Origin of the sequence: Bradyrhizobium retamae (assembly GCF_001440415.1) — a bacterium.
Lineage (GTDB): Bacteria > Pseudomonadota > Alphaproteobacteria > Rhizobiales > Xanthobacteraceae > Bradyrhizobium > Bradyrhizobium retamae.
In genome coordinates this window covers 1-20,642 of sequence record NZ_LLYA01000154.1, presented here as the reverse complement: position 1 = coordinate 20,642, position 20,642 = coordinate 1, and the positions used below count along the sequence as shown (strand labels likewise).

Below are 20,642 nucleotides of genomic sequence, written 5' to 3'. Positions count from 1 at the left end.
CTTACTCGCTCCAACCTTTATCGCTCCAAGGCAGGCGGATGGTAGCGCTCGCGGTTGCGGCGATGCCTTCCTCGCGGCCGGTAAAGCCGAGCCGTTCGCTGGTCGTCGCCTTCACCGCAACGCGGGAGATGTTGAGCCCGGTGATCTCGGCGATGCGGGCGCGCATGACATCGCGCAGCGGCCCGATCTTCGGGCGCTCGCAAATCATCGTGACTTCGAGATTGGCGATCCGTCCGCCCCGCGCGGTGACGCGATCGACGGCATATTTGAGGAATTTGTCGGACGCCGCACCCTTCCACTGTGGATCACTCGGCGGAAAGTGCGAGCCGATATCGCCGTCGGCCAGCGCGCCGAGGATGGCGTCGACCAGGGCGTGCAGGCCGACGTCGCCGTCGGAATGGGCGAGAAAGCCTCTGACGTGCGGCACTCGTACGCCGCAGAGCATCAGATGATCACCGTCGCCGAAGGCGTGCACGTCGTAGCCGGTGCCGGTCCTGATGTCGCCGAGCTGGGCGGCGAGCCGGGCTTCTTCACGAATGAAATCTTCAGGCGTCGTCAGTTTCATGTTTGCAGGATCGCCTTCAAAGGTCACTACCGTCAATCCCGCCCATTCCGCGAGCGCCGCATCGTCAGTGAAGTCGCTGCGGCCGTCGCGCGCGGCGCGGCGATGGGCATCGAGAATGACATCGAAGCGAAACGCCTGCGGCGTTTGCGCGATTCGCAACCATGCGCGTTCCGGCGTCGCCTCGACGTGACCGGCATCACCGACCTGCTTTATCGTATCAGTGACGGGAATTGTCGGAACGGCGGCGCCCGTTCGACCGGCGGCATCGATCGCGCGCGAAATCACAGCCGAGGTCACAAAGGGACGCGCGGCATCGTGGATCAGGACGATGTCGGGCTTGTCCGCAGCCAGCGCCTCGAGTCCAGCATGCACCGAGGCCTGACGGGTGGCTCCGCCACTGGTGGGAGGTTGATGGTGCAGTCCTGCGACCGCTTCGTTGAAGATGGCGGCGTCATCGGGGTTCACCACCGGTTGCACGGCGAAGATGTCCGGATGCCGGCAGAACGCCTCCATGGCGCGGAAGATCACGGTCTGCCCGCCAATCTCGCGATATTGCTTGGGCCCCCCGGCACCGGCGCGAAGCCCGCGTCCGGCTGCGACGAGGATGGCTGCGGTACGCTCAGGTCTGGGCATCTGCACTCAAATACAAACGAATCAGGGTTGAGGAGGGTGTCGGGCGCGCTGGCGCACAGCCCTTACCATGCCGGATACGGAAAAACAGAGCGTTTCCCATGCGCTGTGGGAAAAGCGGTTTTTGTTGCAGTGCACTTGCACAAATGATAGATCTGTCTAAAGTGTAGGCAAGAAGCTTGACTGCCCAAGATTTGTGCTCACAATATGCGCCGACGGTTGCAATGAAGCCGCCGCCCCAACCATGAGAACGCCGTGACCGGCCCGGAAAGTTCACGCCCTAAGCCGTTGAAAATAGGCGAGATTGCTGTCGCCAACCGGGTCCTTCTGGCGCCGATGTCCGGCGTCACCGATGCCCCCTTTCGACGCCTTGCCGCCACGCTCGGCGCCGGACTGGTCGTCTCGGAGATGACCGCCAGCGACGAACTCGTGCACGGCAGGCCGATGTCAATTCTGCGCTGCGAGACAGCCGGTGTCGGATCGCATGTCGTTCAGCTCGCGGGCTGCGAGGCGCACTGGATGGCGGAGGGGGCGAGGGTTGCGGAGGCTGCCGGCGCCGACATCATCGACATCAACATGGGCTGTCCGGCGCGTCATGTCACCGGCGGCCAGTCCGGCTCGGCGCTGATGCGCGATCTCGATCATGCCCTCAAGCTGATCGAAGCCACGATCGTGGCGGTCAAGGTGCCGGTGACGCTGAAGATGCGGCTCGGCTGGGACGATCGCTCGCTCAACGCACCCGAGCTGGCGCGCCGCGCGGAAGCCGCCGGGGTGCAGATGATCACCGTGCACGGGCGCACGCGCTGCCAGTTTTACAAAGGCGTCGCCGATTGGGCCGGCGTGCGGGCGGTCAGGCACGCGGTTTCCGTGCCGCTCGTCGTCAACGGCGACATCACCTCATTCGAGCAGGCGGTCCGCGCACTGGAAGTGTCGGGCGCGGACGCCGTGATGATCGGGCGCGGTGCGCAGGGCCAGCCCTGGCTGCCGGGCCAGATCGGCCGTCGGCTTGAGACCGGACAGGCTGAGACTGCGCCGTCGCTGGCCGAACAACTCGCGCATGTGCGCGCACTCTACGACGAAATCTGCAGCCATTACGGGCTGCGCATCGGGCTCAAGCATGCGCGCAAGCATCTCGGCTGGGCGCTGGAGGTGGCGGCGCAATGCAGCCGCGCGCCCGCGAAGACGCTGAAGGGCTGGCGGCAAACGATTCTGACGTCGGAGGATCCGCATCGCGTGCATCGATCACTCCAGGACGCGTTCGACGATTTCGCATGGAGTGCTGCTGCATGAATTCAGCCGCAGAATATCGCCGCGCCATGCCCTCCGAAAGCGAGGCCATTCTAAACGCGCTGCCCAACCCGGTGCTGCTGGTGGCGCCGGACGGCCGCATCATCGACGCCAACATCGCCGCCGAATCCTTCTTCGAGATTTCGACGCAGTTCCTGCGGCGGCAGTCGCTGAAAGAATTGGTGCCGTTCGGCAGCCCACTGCTGGCGCTTATCGACCAGGTGCGATCGAGCGGCTCGCCGGTGAACGAATACAAGGTCGATCTCGGCACGCCTCGCATCGGCGGCGATCGCCAGGTCGATCTGCACGTAGCGCCGCTCACCGAACGGCCCGGCCACATCGTCGTGATGCTGCAGGAGCGCACCATCGCCGACAAAATGGACCGGCAGTTGACGCACCGGAGCGCGGCGCGCTCGGTAATCGCGCTGGCCGCGATGCTGGCGCACGAGATCAAGAACCCATTGTCGGGCATCCGCGGCGCGGCGCAATTGCTGGAGCAGGCGGCCTCGTCCGAAGACCGCATGCTGACGCGGCTGATCTGCGATGAGGCCGACCGCATTGTCACCCTGGTCGACCGCATGGAAGTGTTCGGCGACGACCGCCCGGTGGCGCGCGGGGCGGTCAACATCCACTCCGTACTCGATCACGTGAAGCGGCTAGCGCAATCCGGCTTCGCCCGCAACATCCGCTTCATCGAGGATTACGATCCGTCCCTGCCGCCGGTGCTGGCCAATCAGGACCAGCTCATTCAGGTCTTCCTCAATCTCGTGAAGAACGCGGCCGAAGCGGTCGCCGATCTCGGTAGCGACGCGGAAATCCAGCTCACCACCGCTTTCCGCCCGGGCGTTCGCCTGTCGGTGCCGGGCAAGAAGTCGCGGGTGTCGCTGCCGCTCGAATTCTGCGTCAAGGACAACGGCTCCGGCGTGCCGGAGGACCTGCTGCCGAACCTGTTCGATCCCTTCGTGACGACGAAGCAGACCGGGAGCGGGCTGGGTCTCGCCCTGGTTGCCAAAATCGTCGGCGATCACGGCGGCATCATCGAATGCGAATCCCAGCCGCGGAAGACGACGTTCCGCGTGCTGATGCCGATGTTCAATCCCACCAAACAGTTCGACCAAAGCAACCGCGACGGCGTTCCGGGTACGCTGCCGCCTGCCTCACAGGACGCAAGATGAGGAATAGCAATGCCCGCAGGTAGCATACTCGTTGCCGATGACGACACCGCCATCCGCACGGTTCTGAACCAGGCTCTTTCGCGCGCCGGATATGAAGTGCGCCTGACCGGAAATGCCGCGACGCTATGGCGCTGGGTCAGCCAGGGCGAGGGGGACCTCGTCATCACCGACGTGGTGATGCCGGACGAGAACGCGTTCGATCTCCTGCCCCGCATCAAGAAGATGCGGCCGAACCTTCCCGTCATCGTCATGAGCGCACAGAATACCTTCATGACGGCGATCCGGGCCTCGGAACGCGGCGCCTATGAATATCTGCCGAAGCCATTCGACCTGAAGGAGCTCATCACCATCGTCGGCCGCGCATTGGCCGAGCCGAAGGAGCGGCTGACAAGCGCCGCGGACGAGGGTGAATTCGATTCGATTCCCCTGGTCGGCCGCTCGCCGGCGATGCAGGAGATCTACCGGGTGCTGGCGCGGCTGATGCAGACCGACCTCACGGTGATGATCTCCGGCGAGTCCGGCACCGGCAAGGAACTGGTTGCCCGCGCGCTGCACGACTACGGCAAGCGCCGCAACGGCCCGTTTGTCGCCGTCAACATGGCGGCGATCCCGCGCGATCTGATCGAATCGGAGTTGTTCGGCCACGAGCGCGGCGCGTTCACCGGCGCCAACACCCGCGCCTCAGGCCGGTTTGAACAGGCCGAGGGTGGCACTCTGTTTCTTGATGAAATCGGCGACATGCCGATGGAGGCGCAGACGCGGCTGCTGCGGGTACTGCAGCAGGGCGAATACACCACCGTCGGCGGCCGTACCCCGATCAAGACCGACGTACGGATCGTGGCGGCAAGCAACAAGGATTTGCGCATCCTGATCCAGCAGGGTCTGTTCCGGGAAGACTTGTTCTTCCGCCTGAACGTGGTGCCTCTGCGCCTGCCGCCGTTGCGTGAGCGGATCGAGGATCTGCCCGATCTCATCCGGCACTTCTTTTCGCTCGCCGAAAAGGACGGTTTGCCGCCGAAGAAGCTCGACACGCTGGCGCTGGAACGGCTCAAGCAGCACCGTTGGCCTGGCAACGTACGCGAGCTCGAAAACCTCGCGCGCCGGCTGGCCGCGCTTTATCCGCAGGACGTCATTACGGCCTCGGTGATCGATGGTGAGCTGGCGCCGCCGGCGGTCACCTCGGGCGCCAACGCCCCGATCGGCGTTGAAAACCTCGGGGGCGCGGTCGAGGCCTACCTGTCCTCGCACTTCTCGGGCTTTCCGAACGGCGTGCCGCCGCCGGGCCTCTACCACCGCATCCTCAAGGAAATCGAGGTACCGCTGCTCACTGCGGCGCTGGCGGCCACGCGCGGCAACCAGATTCGCGCGGCCGATCTGCTCGGCCTCAACCGCAATACGCTGCGGAAGAAGATCAGGGATCTCGATATCCAGGTCTATCGGAGCGGCGGCTAGGGGTTGCACCTGCTTCCTTCCGCAATAAAGACGGGTGACGCCGCTGGGGATCGATCGCTTTAGCGGTCGGACTCGCCGTGGAATTGTCGCAATTCGGCAACATTGTGATATGAATGCATCAGTCCGCGCCCCGGCGGGCCATAACCCCTTTCAGCTCACCGAATTGCCGGAATGACCACCGCAGAGACGAACTCGGCACCATCGTTCGACCCATCGCTTACCGAATCCGGAGGGGGGATCCTGCGGAAGTGGGTGGCGCCGTTTGCGGTGGCGATCGCATTGCTGTCAGCATTTCTGACCTTCATCGTCTTGGCCGGTCTGACGCCGATCGAGCCGACGCGCCAGGTTGTCTATTCGTTCCTGCTGATCAATGCAGCGACCACACTTCTGCTGGTCGCAATCATCGCCCGCGAAGTCTGGCTGGTGATCCAGGCGCGGCGGCGCGGCCGGGCCGCGGCACGGCTGCACGTTCAGATCGTCAGCCTGTTCTCCATCATCGCCGTGCTGCCGGCCGTACTCGTCGCGATCGTCGCCAACGTGACCATCGACCGCGGCCTCGACCGGCTGTTCTCGGGTCCGACACGCGAGGTCATAGAGAACTCGCTGACCGTTGCCCGTGCCTACATGCAGGAGCACGCAAGGCTTATCCGCGGCGACATCCTGGGAATGACGGAAGATATTGCCCGTGCGCGACCGTTGTATGATCAGGACCGGCGGTCGTTTCAGGAACTGCTGACCGCGAATGCGGCCGCGCGAAACCTGCCGGCCGCGATGCTGGTTGACAAGAATGGCAACATCCTGGTTACGGCGAAGACCGGAATCCAGCAGGAATTCACGACACCGCCGCAGGAATTTCTCAGCAACGTCAATGAAGATGAGCCGCCGATCGCGGTCTTTCCCGAAGCCAATTATGTGGCCGCGGTGATCCGGTTGCGCGCCTTTGACGATACCTTCCTTTACGTGGCACGCCTGCTCGATCCGCGTGTGATCAGCCAGCTCAAGCAGACCGAGGCCAGCGTCGCCGAATATGCCCAGATCGAAGCCCGCCGACTCGGCATTCAGGTCGCCTTCGCGCTGATGTTTGCGGTGATTGCGCTGACCATTCTGATGGCGTCGGTGCTGATCGGGCTGAATTTCGCCAACTGGCTGGTGGCGCCGATCCGCAATCTAATGAGCGCGGCCAACATCGTTTCGACCGGCGATCTGCATGTCCAGGTGCCGGTCCATAAATCCGAGGGTGATCTCGCCCAACTCGGCGAGACCTTCAACAAGATGACGGCCGAATTGCGTACCCAGCGCGACGAGCTGGTCAGCGCCTCGGAGCTGATCGACAGCCGACGCCGCTTCATCGAGGCGGTGCTGTCCTCGGCCAGCGCCGGTATCATCGGCGTCGACGCTTCGGGCAGCGTCGGCATTCTGAATCGCTCGGCCGAAAAACTCATCGGCCACGCCGAATCGGAGACGCTGGACCATCCGCTGTCGGACGTGCTGCCCGAGCTCGACGACATGATGAAGACCGCGCGTGAGGGGACGCAGCGCCTGGTGCAAGGCCAGATCACGATCAACCGCGACGGCCACGAGCGCAACCTGTCGGTCCGCGTCAGCGCCGAGCAGACCAGCCAGTCGCGCGACAGCTACATCATCACGCTCGACGACATCACGGAGCTCGTCTCCGCGCAACGTACCTCGGCATGGGGCGACGTGGCGCGCCGCATCGCCCATGAGATCAAGAATCCGCTGACGCCGATCCAGCTTTCGGCCGAACGCATCCGCCGCAAATTCGGCAAGGTCATCACCGAAGACAAGAACATCTTCGAACAATGTACCGAAACCATCGTGCGGCAGGTCGACGACATCAGGCGGATGGTTGATGAATTCTCCCGCTTCGCGCGGATGCCAAAGCCGGTCATGGAAGGCGAGGACGTCGCCGATACCGTGCGACAGGCGGTATTCCTGATGAAGGTCGGACATCCCGATCTCGATATCGAGGCCGATATCAAGCAGGATCCGATGCGCGCGCAGTTCGATCGCCGGTTGATCTCCCAGGCGCTGACCAACATCATCAAGAACGCGACGGAGGCGATCGAGCAGGTGCCGCCGGAAGAACTCAGCAAGGGACGCATCGACGTCATCGCCGCGCGCGAAAACGACGACATCGTGATCGACGTGATCGACAACGGTATCGGCCTGCCGAAAGTGAGCCGCGCGCGGTTGCTGGAGCCCTATGTGACGACGCGCCAGAAGGGCACTGGTCTCGGGCTCGCCATCGTCGGCCGCGTCTTGGAAGACCATGGCGGCCGCATCGAGCTCAAGGACGCCTCCGATTTCCGCCCCGGACAGCGCGGCGCCTGGATGCGGCTGCGTTTCGCCGTATCCGGCCATGCGCCGAAGCAACCGGCTCCGGAGGCAAAACCACAGATTGACGAAACCAATGAGGCGGCATCCGCGACCAATGATGAACAAAAACCGAAGCCGCAACGGGCAACTGACAAGGCAGGTGTAACCCATGGCCAGTGACATTCTGATTGTCGACGACGAAGCCGATATTCGTGACCTCGTTGCGGGCATCCTGGAAGACGAAGGCTTCAATACCCGTACCGCGCGCGATAGCGATTCGGCGTTGGCCGAGGTCGCCAACCGCCGCCCGCATCTGGTGTTTCTCGATATCTGGCTGCAGGGCTCCAAGCTCGACGGCCTGCAACTGCTCGAGCAAATCAAGAAGGAGCACGCCGACGTTCCGGTGGTGATGATCTCCGGCCACGGCAACATCGAGACCGCGGTGGCGGCGATCAAGCGGGGCGCCTATGACTTCATCGAAAAGCCGTTCAAGTCCGACCGGCTGATCCTGGTGGCGACGCGGGCGCTGGAGACCTCGCGCCTCAAGCGCGAGGTGAAGGAACTCAAGCAACTGGCTCCCACCGCGAGCGTTCTCACCGGGCGCTCCGCCTGCATGAACCAGTTGCGCCAGACCATCGACCGCGCGGCCAAGGCCAACAGCCGTATCCTGATCGTCGGCCCCTCCGGTTCGGGCAAGGAGTTGGCAGCGCGCACGCTGCACAATGCATCGAGCCGGGCAGAAGGCCCGTTCGTCGTCATCAACGCCGCGGCGATCACCCCGGAACGGATGGAAGTCGAGCTGTTCGGCATCGAGCAGACGAACGGCGAGCAGCCGCGCAAGCCTGGCGCGTTGGAAGAGGCGCACGGCGGCACGCTGTTTATCGACGAAATCGCCGACATGCCGCGCGAAACCCAGAACAAGATCCTGCGCGTGCTGGTCGATCAGACCTTTCAACGCTCGGGAGGCGCTGCCAAGATTCATGTCGACGTCCGAATCATCTCCTCGACCGCGCGCAATCTGGAGGAGGAGATCGCGGAAGGGCGATTCCGGGAGGACCTCTACCATCGACTGTCAGTGGTGCCGATCCGTGTTCCCCCGCTGTCGGAACGCCGCGAGGATATCCCCGAACTGATCGATTATTTCATGGACCAGATATCGGCGGCGACGGGCTTGCCGAAGCGGCAGATCGGCCAGGATGCAATGGCGGTATTGCAGTCCCATGTCTGGCCCGGCAACGTCCGCCAGCTCCGGAACAATGTCGAGCGCGTCATGATTCTGGCCGGCGGCGGTCCGGAAGCGATCATCACGGCCGATATGCTGCCTCAGGACGTCGGCTCGATGGTGCCGGCGATGCCGACCAGCAATAATGGCGAGCACATCATGGGGTTGCCGCTGCGCGAGGCTCGGGAAGTGTTCGAGCGTGACTACCTGATCGCGCAGATCAGCCGGTTCTCGGGCAATATTTCGCGTACAGCCGAATTCGTCGGCATGGAGCGTTCGGCACTGCACCGCAAGCTCAAGGCACTGGGTGTTGGCTGACGCTGATTGAATCGCGTATGCGACTCGAATCGAACGCGCGCCCAACCCAATGGGGTCTCTCCGATCCATGCATCTGCTTGGGAATATTTATCTCTTTCCGGACACTTGCGGAGAATGGCCACTGGGTTCCGCGCCGGTGGCGCCCGAACTGGCTTGCCTAATAACCGCGCGTACCCTCTAATCGTGCTGCCGAGCCGACCGGAGGGGGATCTCAGGGTGGGCCGGCAGGTCGGGGCAGGCTCCGTGAGAGAGTAACAACCGGCTTAATAAAAAGAAGCACAAGACGGCGGGACAAAAACAATGGCGGCAGACCGCGCACAAAATCTACAAGACACCTTCCTAAATCACGTTCGTAAAACAAAAACGCCACTAACGATCTTTCTGGTCAACGGAGTAAAGCTGCAGGGGATAGTCACCTGGTTCGACAATTTCTGCTTGCTGCTTCGGCGCGACGGCCACTCGCAGCTAGTCTACAAGCATGCGATCTCGACCATCATGCCCGGCGCTCCGATCCAGTTGTTCGAGGGCGGCGAGGATGCTCCGGCTTGAGAGTGAATTGATTGGAACCCTTCGACCGTGAAGGGAGCGTCGACCGTCCGCGGTCGGCGGGGGCCAAACAAAGCGGGCGGGTGATCGTCATCGGCCCATATTTGCGAATGCGCCGCGGCGATGCCGATGCGCAGGCGAACGAGGCTGTGCGCGATTTCGAGGGCCGGCTCGAGGAAGCCACGGGTCTGGCGCGCGCCATCGACCTCACGATCGCCGATGCGCTGATTGCGCCAGTGACCCAGATCCGTCCAGCGACTTACCTCGGCAAAGGCAAGGTCGAGGAGATCACGGGCCTGATCGCAGGCCATGACATCGAGCTGGTGGTGATGGATTGCGCGTTGTCGCCGATCCAGCAGCGCAACCTCGAGAAGGCCTGGAACACCAAGGTGCTCGACCGCACCGGGCTGATTTTGGAAATTTTCGGCCGCCGCGCCAAGACCAAGGAAGGCGCGCTGCAAGTCGAGCTCGCACACCTGAATTATCAGCGCAGCCGTCTGGTGCGGTCCTGGACCCATCTGGAGCGCCAGCGCGGCGGTTTCGGCTTCATGGGCGGTCCCGGCGAGACCCAGATCGAGGCCGACCGCCGCCTGATCGGCGACCGTATCACGCGGCTGGAAAATGAACTGAAGAAGGTGCAGGCGACGCGGCGGCTGCACCGCGCCGGCCGGCAGCGGGTGCCGTATCGCGTGGTTGCGCTTGTCGGCTACACCAATGCCGGCAAATCGACCCTGTTCAACCGGCTCACGCGCGCCGACGTGCAGGCGGCCGACATGCTGTTTGCGACGCTGGATCCGACCTTGCGCGCGCTGAGCCTGCCGCATGGCGGCAAGGCGATGCTCTCGGACACCGTCGGATTCATCTCCAACCTGCCGACGCAGCTCGTCGCCGCCTTCCGCGCCACGCTGGAAGAAGTGCTGGAGGCCGATATCATTCTCCACGTCCGCGACATCTCGCATGAAGACGCGGAGGCGCAGGAGCGCGACGTTGATGCCGTGCTGCGTCAGCTCGGCATCGATCCGGATGCCGGCGCACGTATCCTCGAGGTCTGGAATAAGATCGATCGCTTCGATCCCGAGGAACGCGAGAACCTGCGCAACATCGCCGCGCGCCGTCCGCCGGAGCGGCCATGCTTCCTGGTCTCCGCCGCGTCAGGCGAGGGGATCGATGCGTTGCTGACCGCGATCGAGGATCGCCTGGCGGCGACGCGCACGACGCTCGACCTCTCCATCGACGCTTCCGATGGCGCCGGCATAAGTTGGCTGCATCGCAATGCCGAAGTGCTCAACAAGGAACTCCGCGACGGACGTTTCGACATGACGGTGCGCGTCGACGAGACCAAGCGCGATATCGTGGTGTCGCGGTTTGATGCCGTTCCGCGGGTGGCGTAATTGTCGCGCGAACGCGCGTCCTATCTCCGATCACTCTGCGCTGAGGCGGCCGGCTGTTCAGCTTCCTTGGCTTCATCCCACAACGCATCCATTTCGGCTAGCGATGCGTCCTCGAGCGAGCGGCCTTTGGCCGCGAGTACGCGCTCGATATAGGCAAAACGGCGCTCGAACTTGGCGTTGGTGCCGCGCAGCGCGGTTTCGGGATCGGCGCCGACATGCCGCGCCAGATTGACCAGCGCGAACAGGAGATCGCCGGTTTCCGCCGCGAGTTCGTCAGGCTTGCCGTTGTCCAGGGCTGCTTCGATTTCGTCAGCCTCCTCGCGAATCTTATGCAGGACTGCGCGGGGATCGTTCCAGTCGAAGCCGACGGTTGAGGCCTTGCGCTGCAATTCCATCGCGCGCGTCAGGGCCGGCTGGCCGGCCTTGACGGTTGCCAGCAGCGATCTGTGCGCGGTCTCCTCCGGCGGCCGCCGCGCCGCGCGCTCGGCCTTTTCCTCAGCCTTTATGCGTTCCCACGCGCTCTTGATGCCCGCGGGAGCGATGTTGCCGTCCCTGTCGGCGAACACATGCGGATGACGGCGTATCAGCTTGCCTGTGATCGCCTCGACCACGTCGCCGAAGGCAAATGCGTTTTGCTCTTCCGCCATGCGGGCGTGATAGACGACCTGCAGCAGGAGATCGCCGAGTTCCTCGCGGAGATCATCGAGATCGCCGCGTGTGATCGCATCGGCCACCTCATAGGCTTCTTCGATGGTGTAGGGCGCGATCGTCGCAAAGTTCTGTTCGAGGTCCCACGGGCAGCCGGTGACCGGCGTTCGCAGCGCCGCCATGATCTCGATGAGGCGGGAAATATCGCGGGAAGGGGTCATGGGATTTCCGTCGCTTGGAGGGGCAGGCCGCTTTATGCCGCAAGCGGTCGACCGATCCCAGCGGAACAGGCCCAAATCGAGGCAATTTCCACCGGTTGGCCTTGGGGCGCGGGAGTGCTAATTGCCCGTCATGAGCGACCAATCACCGTCCGAAACCGCGCTGGTGCTGTTTTCCGGCGGCCAGGATTCCACCACCTGCCTGGCCTGGGCCTTGCGGCAGTTTGCGCGCGTCGAAATGCTCGGCTTCAGCTACGGCCAGCGCCACGCCATCGAGCTCGACTGCCGCGACCGGCTCCTGTCGGGCTTAAGGTCGTTGCGGCCGGATTGGGCGGCAAAACTCGGCGAGAGCCACACGCTGGAGATCCCAACGCTTGCGGAAATTTCCGATACCGCGCTGACTCGGGATGTCGCGATCGAAATGGGCGCCGACGGCTTACCCAACACCTTCGTGCCAGGCCGTAACCTGGTGTTTCTCACCTTCGCCGCGGCGCTGGCGTACCGCCGTGGCATCCGCCACATCGTCGGCGGCATGTGCGAGACCGATTATTCCGGCTATCCAGACTGCCGCGACGAGACCATCAAGGCGATGCAGTCCGCGCTGAATCTCGGCATGGCGAAGAATTTTGAGCTGCATACGCCGCTGATGTGGCTCGACAAGGCAGCCACCTGGAGGCTTGCGCATGAACTCGGCGGAGCAGGGCTGGTCGATCTGATCCGCGAGCATTCCCACACCTGTTATCTCGGCGAGCGCGGCGCACAGCACGATTGGGGTTATGGCTGCGGCGAATGCCCGGCCTGTGCGCTGCGGGCGAAGGGCTGGCGGGAATACGCGGCACTGGCCTAACGAGTAAAGTCCGCCGGCGTGAGCTCGATCGGCGCGCCGTGCGGAGTGCGGTCGGCGGCGTGGTCCCAGGCGTCACGGTAGCGGTGCAGGACATCTGACGTTGTGACGCCCTTGGCGGCAACGAGCGTTTCCAGCGTCGCGAGCCAGTGCCGGTAGTAGGTCTCGCCCATATCTGGATCGCCTTCGGCCTGTGCGCGCTTGATCTGCGCGCCCAGCGTCTCCGCCCATTCCTTCCAGGTGAAGACACCGGCCTCATGCAACGCCAGCGCCAGCGCAAAGGCGCGCGCCTCCCATGGCTCGCGAAACACCGGGCCGTCTTCATCGCGCGGCACGCCGGGGACGGCGACCGCGGCGCGCATCGCCTGCTGCGGGCTTAGATCCATCACGCGCGCTCCAGATAGGATTCCCAGGCGTCGACGGAGACGCTGAGCGTCGAATCGCCGTCCTTGCCCCACAATTCCGGCCCGTCGAACCTGACTGTGTAGAGCCATTGCGGGTCTTCGCCTTGGCCGAGCGAGTTGGTGTCGGGAAAGACGTGGCAGCCGTGATTGAGCTCGATGGTGCCGAGATGGCCGCGGACATATTGTGGCAGCCGCGTATGCGTCACCGGGTGAATGTCTTTCATCCGCACAGTGTCGCCGATTGCAAACATCGCAGCTGCTTTCGCCTCGCGTTCGGTCGGGCCGCCGCGGCGGATCGCTGGCGTGACCTCATTTGGAGCGATCGGCTTGACGCCAGGCTTAGGCGGCGACAGCACTTTGCCCGCCTCGATTTCCTCGCGCGTCACCAGCCCGCGCTCGATCATCAGCGTTTCCAGCCCGGCCAGCCATAATTCGAAATAGCTCTTGCTGTGGTAATCCTCAGGAGGGCGGTTCTCGCGTGCAAACCGCGACATATCGATGTTCCAGCCTCCGGGGCGTGCCATGGCAACCGTCAGCGCAAAGGCCCGGCGCTCCCAGTCAGCATGAAACACCGGCTCGTTCGGCTCGGGCACGACGGGCCCAAAACCCTTGGCGCCGCCCATGTCATGCGCGCCGTCCATCAGGTAGCCTCACCGGGCTGTTTGGGCAGGCCGGTGCCGATCATGCTATCGCGGGTGACGAGTTCGGCGAGTTGCTCGGCGCTCCAGCCCTCAGTACCCTCAGGGCGCATCGGCAGCACGAGGTAGCGGATTTCGGCGGTGGAATCCCAGACCCGGATTTTGGTGGTGTCCGGCAGCGTCACGCCGAAATCCCTGAGCACGCCACGCGGATCGGACACGGCGCGCGAGCGATAGGGCGCGGATTTGTACCAGACTGGCGGAAGCCCCAGCACGGGGTGCGGGTAGCAGGAGCACAGCGTGCACACGACCATGTTGTGCTGCTCGGGCGTGTTCTCTACGACGACCATGTGCTCGCCCTGGCGGCCGGAATAGTCGAGCTCGGCAATCGCAGCGGTTGCGTCCTTCATCAGCCGTTCGCGGTAGGCGGGATCGCTCCATGCCTTGGCGACAACGCGAACGCCGTTGCGCGGTCCGATTTTCTTTTCATAGAGATCGATCAGGAGGTCGAGCGCGGCCGGATCGACATAGCCCTTTTCGGTGAGGATCGATTCCAGTGCGCGCACGCGCAGCTCGGTCTCCGAGAGTTCGGAGTGGTCGTGGTGGTGATGATGGCCGTGGTTGTCGTGGTCATGGTCGCTCATGGCGTCAGGATAGGCGCAAAATCCGGGCTATGTCGAGGCAGGGAATCCGCTCTTTAAGCCGGCCTGCAGCCGCTCGCGTGATCGCGACGGCAGTGGCGGGAACGTCAACGCAATCGCCATTGCGGCGAGGCCAACGCTGAGCGCGCCGATGTAAAGCCAGCGGTAATCGTGGAAGGTATCGAAGATCATTCCGCCGGCCCACGGCCCGAACGCCATGCCAAGGCTCGATACCATCGTCGCGGCGCCGAACACAGTTCCCATGATCCGGGGGCCGAAATATTCGCGCGCCAGCACGGCATAGAGCGGCATCACTCCGCCATAAGCCGTTCCGAACACGATCGCGAGCGCGTAGAACTCGGCGAGCTTGCTGACGTAGAGATAGGTTCCAATCGCCAGCGCCTGCACCAGGAGGCCGCAGACCAGCACCCGCTTGGCGCCCAGCCGATCGGCGAGGATGCCGAGGAGGAGACGGCCACCGAGCCCCGACAAACCTTCCACGCTATAGATGCTGACCGCAGCCATCGCCGGGATGCCGCAAAGCATCGCGTAGCTGACCATATGGAAGATCGGCCCGGAATGCGCGGCGCAGCAGGCGAAGAATGTCAGCGCCAGCACCACGAACTGGGGCGAGCGAAGCGCACCCGCAACAGACCATCCCGTTCCCGGATCGTTGTCAGCGCCCGATGCCGGCGAGGCGGATGGTCTCACCGCCGGCGGTTGCCGGACCAGCAGCGCGGCCGGTATCAGCAAGGCCCACGCCATCAAGCCCACAATCATCATCGCGGTACGCCAATCATAGGTCGAGATCAGCCAGCGCGCGAATGGCGAGATTGTCATCGGCGCCACGCCCATGCCTGCGGACACCAGCGAGACGGCAAGGCTGCGGTTGTTCTCGAACCACACCGTCGCGGCGGCGATCATCGGCGCGAAGAAGGCGCCTGCGGCGAGGCCGACGAGAACGCCGTAAGCGAGCTGGAAATTCGAGCAGGGAGGTCGCGCGGCTGGCGAGAAACAGGCCCGAACCCAGGAGCAGGGCGCCGCAGAGGACGACCGGACGCGTGCCAAACCTGTCGCTGGCCGCGCCCCAGGCAAACCCGGCAATGCCCATGGTCAGGAAATCGATGGTCATCGCACCCGAAATTCCGGCGCGCGACCATCCCGTTTCCGTCGACATCGGTTCCAGATAAACGGCCAGTGAGAACATGGCGCCGATGCCGACGCATGTCATCAATGCGCCCGTGCCTACGATCACCCAGCGATATGATGGTCCCATCTGCAAAATACTCCTTGTTCGCTCCGATCCGCGCCAAGCGGATGCGATGTTTCGCGAACAAGACGAACAGGAACCGACGAAGGATTCAGGTTCGCCGAAATTATTTCTGGTCTAAACTTTCGAAAGGTGACGGACAGGGAGCGATGGATTGACCGGGTTTGTGACGATTGAAAAAGGCCTCGGGCCCGACGGCCGTATCGCTGTGGTGCGTTTCGACCGCGGCGACGGCATCAACGCGTTGTCGCCGGAGGCGCTACGCCAGCTCACTGATGCTGCTCGCAGTTTTGAAGATGATGGCGACACCTCTGTCGTGGTGCTGACAGGCGGCGCAAAGTCGTTCAGCGCCGGCTTTGATCTCAAGGACCCCGAGGGTCTTTCGCGCAAGACCATGGATCTCGGAGCCTTGCGCCGGCACTTGAAGCTTGGGCCGCGACTGACCCAGGCCTGGCAGGACATGGAGCAGATCACGATCGGCGCCATCGAGGGCTTTTGCGTCGGCGGCGGCGTGGCGCTGGCGGTTGCGCTGGATTTCCGGGTGATGGCCAGAGATGCCCATATGCGCGTGCCCGAGATCGGTCTCGGCATGAATATGAGCTGGCAGAGCGTGCCGCGTATGCTGCATCTGATGGGACCGGCCCGCACCAAACAGGCCGTAATCCTGGCCGACCAGCGCATCACCGCGGCCGAGGCTTACGAATGGCGCCTGGTGGAGGAGGTGGCCGATCCCGGCAAGGCCTTCGACGCAGCGATGGCGCTCGCCACTAAAATAGCTGCTCAGCCGCCACTATCCGTCGCCATGACCAAGCTGACCGTCAATCGCCTTGCGCATGCGCTCGATGATCTCGCCAGCCACATGGACGTCGACCAGTTCGCACTGGCGAGCATGACCGAGGATCACAAGGAAGGCGTGGCAGCGTTTCTGGAGCGACGCAAGCCGAAGTTCAGGGGGAAATAGCGCAGTATCGCCGCGCTGGCCAGATTTGCCGCGACAACCAGTGGGGATTGCCACACCCAAAAATATAGCGCAGCATCCTTCAATTGCATGATCGAAACCAAAACAGGATGGGCTATTTGCCCCCTGCAACCTGCGAGCATTGCGCGCCTTGCGGGAGCTTAGCGCCGTTGCTGGCGAGCCCACATCTGGAGAAGGCCTAATGAAAACCGTACAAGCGATGCTCGCCGAAGCCGATGCCGAAGTCCCGCGTATCAGTCCCGATGAAGCCAAGGGATTGCTAGGGAGGGCCGATGTGCTTTTCCTCGACGTTCGAGAGCCGGCGGAAGTTACTGCCTCTGGAAAAGTTCCGGGTGCCCTCGCCATACCGCGCGGCCTCGTGGAGTTCAAGGCGGATCCTGCCTCGGCGATGCATGATAAGGCCTTCGACCGGACCAAGACGGTTATTGCTTACTGCGCATCCGGCGGGCGTTCCGCGCTGGTGGGAAAGACGCTGAAGGATATGGGTTACGGCAACGTACGCAATCTCGGCGGCTTCAAAGGCTGGTTGGAGGCAGGCGGAGACGTCGAAAAGGGCTGAGGCGCAAGCCAACGTTCGCGCACGACCGCGCATCGCGCGACGGTCTCGCAACCTTCAAGTCACCACATGGTCTTCGGTCAGTGGACTTGCCGGCGCCCGCGGCGGTCCACTGAGCTGGCGTGAAGTCGGGCCTTTGTTGACTTCAAAGCCAAACGAACAACTTCACCGCGGCACTACGCTGCTGCCGCCAATATTCCAGCCGCGGCTGCCTTCGCCGAAGATCTCGTAGCCAGTTGCGGTCACTGCAACCGTGTCCTCCAGCTTGATGAAGCCGCGGCGCGGGTGCTTCATCGTCGTTTCGATCGACACCACCATGCCGGACTCCAAGGGCCGGCGCGCGTCCGGGTCATCGTAAGGAATGGGTCCCTTGGCCGTCAGGCGAGGGGCCTCGTGGCTGACTAGCCCCATGCCGTGCGCCAGGAAGTCGGTGCAGTCGTGCTGGCTCGACTGCGCGAGCCGCTCTTCCACCGCGGCATAGATTTCGCCGCCCATCGCGCCCGGCCGCACCGCGGCGAATGCCGCCCGCTGGATGGCTTCGATGTCCGCCAGAAGATCCTTCAATTCGCTGTCCGGTTCGCCCAGCACGGCCATCCGCGCGAGGTCGCCAATATAGCCGTGATAGTTGCCGCCGGAATCCAGCGAGAGCACGTCGCCGCTTTCCCAGCGGTCGGCGGAAGGCGCCCGGTTGTGGCTGGCGCCGCAGGCCAGCAGGCAATACTCGAAAGTCAATCCGCGCTTGACCTCTGCGATCCTCAGTGCGTCGAAAAGCTGCTGCTTGGTGGTGCCCGGGCCGTGGTTTGCGATCACCTCGTTCATGGATTCGATCACCAATTCGGAGGCCTTTTTCAGCTTGGCCAATTCCGCCGGCGACTTCACGGCACGCAGGCGCTCGAGCACCAACAGCGCATCCTTGATCTCGCTATCGGGCAGGGCGTCCGAAAGGGCCTTGCCGGCATCCATCGGCAGAAACGGCATTTCGACGCCGATGCGCTTCATCGGTACGCCCGCGCTCTTGATCAGGCCTACCGCCAGCGAAACGGCATCCAACGAGCCGTTGCCTTCGGTACGGACTTGCGGAACCCAAAGTGGCGCCACGGCCCGCTGGTGCGTTTCCAGCCGGTGCCCGACATAGGCCGCCTTGTCGGGCGCGCCCTTCGGGTAGATCAGGACGGGCAAGTAGCGGCTGACGCCGAGCGCGTCCATGTAGTCGAAGAAGATCGCGCGCTCCGCGTCGAGCAGGTATTGGACATTGTGCTTGGACGTCGCGACCAGGATATCGAGTCCAGCCGCTTCCATAAGGGAATCGAGCTTGGCGGTGTCAAATGGAATGGCGCGAGATTCGGTCGGGCGACTGACGCGGTCTTGCATGATGAGGACCTCCGTTGCGGCCGGCTTGAACCAGCCGGCCTCGGGGCTTTGTGTTTGGCCTGGAGCCGCATTGTGAGTGGGAAGCGGGGTTCCTACCAGCGATGAAATCGGCGAGCTCCAATGCAGATTGACGAACGCTGGCTGTCGTTTCCGGCTGCGTCTGAGCCTCGCTCGCCAAAACGCTAGGGCGCCCGGTAGTTTCCCCGAGAAACGCCGCCCCAGTGATGCCTCTGCCTAGGTACGAACGCGCCGGCTGCCATAGTGCGGATGCCTTCCGCCGCGCTGACGCCAATACCGGTGTTTCGTCGGGTTCATATTCGTATTTGGCGTGGCACTCTTTGGGGCGGATGCGCCGGTATCCTTTGGCGCGGACACGCCGGTGTCAGTCGATTGAGCCAGAGACAGATTTGAAGGTGCAGCGATTGCCACCAATCCGCTCATGATCAAAGCGCCGCATACGGCCCGGGTGTTCATGCCCGCCTCCATGTGATCAAGAACTAAAATTCAGATCGAAATAGCTCGAACTGCCAATCCGTAGTTTAGCAGGGCGAGCCTCTTCTAGTGCCTTAGCTGTTTCCTCGACTCACGGCGCCTTGCTTAGCTCGGTCGTGAGCCTCTTCTCCGCATCGCTTGAGAGGGAAGTTCGAAGGACGCGCGGCTTGAATGGTTCGATCTCCGGCAGCACCTTGTCTTCGGTGACTTTCCTGAAGAGCACAAAGAGCGCAGAGGATCCTTCCGGAATCGTCTCTCCGAGCTTCTTGATGAAGTCATCACGGATTCCGAAGTCGGTGAGAGAGCCTGATAAAGCGCCCATGCCGGCACCGGCAATTGCACCGAGCGCCATTCCGGCGAGTGGATTCAGGAAGAGGAGACCGACAAGCGCGCCCCACAAGGCGCCGGTGGTCCCGCCGGTGGCCGCGCCAACTTTCGTTAGGCTGACGGCTTGCTTGAGGTAGACTTTACCGCCTTTCTCGCGTTCAACGACGCAAGCATCTTCGAGATCAATGAGGTACTCCTTCTGCAGAGACCGCAGCTTGTTGAGCACCTCATCTGCGGTGTGCAGGCCATCAAAGCCGAGAACGACCAGATCGCTCATTGTGCTCTCCTTTCGTAGACAGGTTTTAATATCGGCATTGCTTTGTCTGTGACGTCCAAATCTTCGATTGACGTTTGCTGGCGCGGCAGAGTGGCGGGCCCTCCGAGGAATTGCCGCCACTCACATTGCGACTGGCGGGACGACAAGCGCTGCCAGTCTCGGCAAGAGACGAGTCCAACGCCTTCGATCAGAAGCGCCTGCTTCTGGCGGCAACTCTGGTCCTGCTTTCGAAGCCAACAACAACTTGAGAAGCTATTGGTGCTCAAGCCTCGCCTTGAGCGTGCCTTCACGATGCGGTGAACGTTGCCGATCTGATAGACGGACCAGCGACAGCTCAATCAGCTCGCGAGCCTGAGCGCGCGCTTGCTTTTGTGGCGGACCGCAAGCGCGCTAACTAGATGTTGCCGGGCAGCGTGCCCACAACCAAAATGCCAAAGCCGTTTCGTTTTTCCGCCTCAACTCCGCCGATAAGCGAAAACAGCATGCCAGCCTTGCTTTGGATACTGCGCCACGGGCGAGGGTAGTGATCGGCGGTTGTAGAGGTCCGGTTTTGGCGGATTTTGTTGCAAAAGTCGGGTGCAAGGGATCGGGTCGTTTGGCGTTTTGTTAGGACGGCGGCTTAACGCCGCCGGCCTTGGCGCTCAACTCCAACGCTACGCGGTGCACAGAACTTCTGCCGGTGGCGGTCGCGCAACCAGTGACGCGAGCCGCCTCAGGTTCTGAGCGATGGCAGCTAAAACAAACTCGTCCTGGGCGCCTTGTGGACCACGCAGTCGAAGTCGACCGAGCTTAAGGATGCGCTTCAGGTGCGCAAACCGCATCTCGATCTTCTTGCGCTCACGTCGTGATGTCTCGAAGCCCTCGGTGCCAGCGAACGACCGGGCGACGTCCCGGGCGTGCTCATGTATGTCGCGCGGGATCTTGCGCGATGGTTCTTTTGGACAGCACTGCGGTTTGAGCGGGCATACATCGCAGTCGAGCTTGCTCGCACGATACAACAGCGTCTTGCCCTCGTGCACGGTGCCGCTCGTTCCGAGCCGCTTTCCGCCCGGGC

Annotated in this window: 19 protein-coding genes and 1 pseudogene; 10 read left to right on the top strand and 10 right to left on the bottom strand. The window is 63.1% G+C overall.

Annotated features, from left to right (window positions below; all coding sequences use genetic code 11):
• Nucleotide 1: 1 nt before the first annotated feature.
• The gene (locus CQ13_RS17890; RefSeq protein WP_057844168.1) at nt 2-1,198 is read right to left on the bottom strand and encodes a bifunctional 2-C-methyl-D-erythritol 4-phosphate cytidylyltransferase/2-C-methyl-D-erythritol 2,4-cyclodiphosphate synthase; all 1,197 of its coding nucleotides are present in this window, start codon (nt 1,196-1,198) and stop codon (nt 2-4) included.
• A gap of 285 nt (nt 1,199-1,483) precedes the next feature.
• Between CQ13_RS17890 and dusB the strand changes: the two genes are divergently transcribed.
• From dusB to hflX, 7 genes are all read left to right on the top strand, one after another.
• Nucleotides 1,484-2,485 (top strand): tRNA dihydrouridine synthase DusB, encoded by a 1,002-nt coding sequence (gene dusB / locus CQ13_RS17885; protein WP_082637528.1) that lies wholly within the window; start codon nt 1,484-1,486, stop codon nt 2,483-2,485.
• The gene (locus tag CQ13_RS17880; RefSeq protein ID WP_057844166.1) at nt 2,482-3,657 is read left to right on the top strand and encodes a two-component system sensor histidine kinase NtrB; all 1,176 of its coding nucleotides are present in this window, start codon (nt 2,482-2,484) and stop codon (nt 3,655-3,657) included. The genes dusB and CQ13_RS17880 overlap by 4 nt, the downstream gene beginning before the upstream one ends.
• A 9-nt stretch (nt 3,658-3,666) precedes the next feature.
• Complete coding sequence (ntrC, locus tag CQ13_RS17875; protein WP_057844165.1) at nt 3,667-5,109, top strand: nitrogen regulation protein NR(I); 1,443 nt, start codon at nt 3,667-3,669, stop codon at nt 5,107-5,109.
• A gap of 171 nt (nt 5,110-5,280) precedes the next feature.
• A complete protein-coding gene (locus CQ13_RS17870; RefSeq protein WP_057844164.1) occupies nt 5,281-7,626 on the top strand; it encodes a sensor histidine kinase NtrY-like in 2,346 nt (781 codons plus the stop codon).
• Complete coding sequence (gene ntrX / locus CQ13_RS17865; protein WP_028346102.1) at nt 7,616-8,986, top strand: nitrogen assimilation response regulator NtrX; 1,371 nt, start codon at nt 7,616-7,618, stop codon at nt 8,984-8,986. Before CQ13_RS17870 ends, ntrX begins: the two co-directional genes overlap by 11 nt.
• 300 nt (nt 8,987-9,286) lie before the next feature.
• Entirely contained in the window at nt 9,287-9,535 is a 249-nt protein-coding gene (gene hfq, locus CQ13_RS17860) for an RNA chaperone Hfq (RefSeq protein ID WP_006020546.1), read from the top strand.
• Nucleotides 9,536-9,546: 11 nt separating this feature from the next.
• Nucleotides 9,547-10,923, top strand: a complete 1,377-nt coding sequence (hflX, locus tag CQ13_RS17855; protein ID WP_057844163.1) for a GTPase HflX — start codon at nt 9,547-9,549, stop codon at nt 10,921-10,923.
• A gap of 20 nt (nt 10,924-10,943) precedes the next feature.
• Here the strand turns inward: hflX and mazG are convergent, their stop codons facing one another.
• Nucleotides 10,944-11,792 (bottom strand): nucleoside triphosphate pyrophosphohydrolase, encoded by an 849-nt coding sequence (gene mazG, locus CQ13_RS17850; RefSeq protein ID WP_057844162.1) that lies wholly within the window; start codon nt 11,790-11,792, stop codon nt 10,944-10,946.
• Between the two features lie 130 nt (nt 11,793-11,922).
• Here mazG and queC point away from each other — a divergent pair, with 130 nt between their 5' ends.
• Nucleotides 11,923-12,636: a 7-cyano-7-deazaguanine synthase QueC gene (gene queC, locus CQ13_RS17845; RefSeq protein ID WP_057844161.1), complete on the top strand. Its 714-nt coding sequence runs from the start codon at nt 11,923-11,925 to the stop codon at nt 12,634-12,636.
• Here queC and CQ13_RS17840 read toward each other — a convergent pair.
• The 5 genes and pseudogenes from CQ13_RS17840 to CQ13_RS47155 form a co-directional block, all read right to left on the bottom strand.
• A complete protein-coding gene (locus tag CQ13_RS17840; protein WP_057844160.1) occupies nt 12,633-13,019 on the bottom strand; it encodes a nitrile hydratase accessory protein in 387 nt (128 codons plus the stop codon). The two genes, queC and CQ13_RS17840, sit on opposite strands and share 4 nt — an antisense overlap.
• Nucleotides 13,019-13,678, bottom strand: a complete 660-nt coding sequence (nthB, locus tag CQ13_RS17835; RefSeq protein ID WP_057844159.1) for a nitrile hydratase subunit beta — start codon at nt 13,676-13,678, stop codon at nt 13,019-13,021. Before nthB ends, CQ13_RS17840 begins: the two co-directional genes overlap by 1 nt.
• Nucleotides 13,678-14,319, bottom strand: coding sequence for a nitrile hydratase subunit alpha (nthA, locus tag CQ13_RS17830; RefSeq protein ID WP_057844158.1), 642 nt, complete (start codon nt 14,317-14,319; stop codon nt 13,678-13,680). The genes nthB and nthA overlap by 1 nt, the downstream gene beginning before the upstream one ends.
• A gap of 27 nt (nt 14,320-14,346) precedes the next feature.
• Nucleotides 14,347-15,384 carry an MFS transporter gene (locus CQ13_RS17825; protein WP_430649695.1) on the bottom strand — a complete coding sequence of 346 codons (1,038 nt, stop codon included), beginning with the start codon at nt 15,382-15,384 and terminating at the stop codon, nt 14,347-14,349.
• Nucleotides 15,383-15,493, bottom strand: a pseudogene (locus tag CQ13_RS47155) (hypothetical protein); the annotation flags it as partial. The pseudogene CQ13_RS47155 and the gene CQ13_RS17825, both read right to left, overlap by 2 nt.
• Nucleotides 15,494-15,740: 247 nt before the next feature.
• Here CQ13_RS47155 and CQ13_RS17820 point away from each other — a divergent pair.
• Together CQ13_RS17820 and CQ13_RS17815 are read left to right on the top strand one after the other, a co-directional pair.
• Entirely contained in the window at nt 15,741-16,547 is an 807-nt protein-coding gene (locus CQ13_RS17820; RefSeq protein ID WP_057844157.1) for an enoyl-CoA hydratase/isomerase family protein, read from the top strand.
• Between the two features lie 199 nt (nt 16,548-16,746).
• Nucleotides 16,747-17,124 carry a rhodanese-like domain-containing protein gene (locus CQ13_RS17815; protein ID WP_057844156.1) on the top strand — a complete coding sequence of 126 codons (378 nt, stop codon included), beginning with the start codon at nt 16,747-16,749 and terminating at the stop codon, nt 17,122-17,124.
• A 162-nt stretch (nt 17,125-17,286) separates the two neighbouring features.
• On the opposite strand, the gene CQ13_RS17810 is transcribed toward CQ13_RS17815, so the two are convergent.
• From CQ13_RS17810 to CQ13_RS17800, 3 genes are all read right to left on the bottom strand, one after another.
• Nucleotides 17,287-18,492 carry a M24 family metallopeptidase gene (locus CQ13_RS17810; RefSeq protein WP_057844155.1) on the bottom strand — a complete coding sequence of 402 codons (1,206 nt, stop codon included), beginning with the start codon at nt 18,490-18,492 and terminating at the stop codon, nt 17,287-17,289.
• Between the two features lie 583 nt (nt 18,493-19,075).
• Nucleotides 19,076-19,588 carry a DUF1269 domain-containing protein gene (locus tag CQ13_RS17805; protein ID WP_057844154.1) on the bottom strand — a complete coding sequence of 171 codons (513 nt, stop codon included), beginning with the start codon at nt 19,586-19,588 and terminating at the stop codon, nt 19,076-19,078.
• A gap of 653 nt (nt 19,589-20,241) precedes the next feature.
• Nucleotides 20,242-20,642, bottom strand: a 401-nt coding sequence (locus tag CQ13_RS17800; RefSeq protein ID WP_197427206.1) for a transposase, incomplete at its 5' end; no start/stop codon positions are given.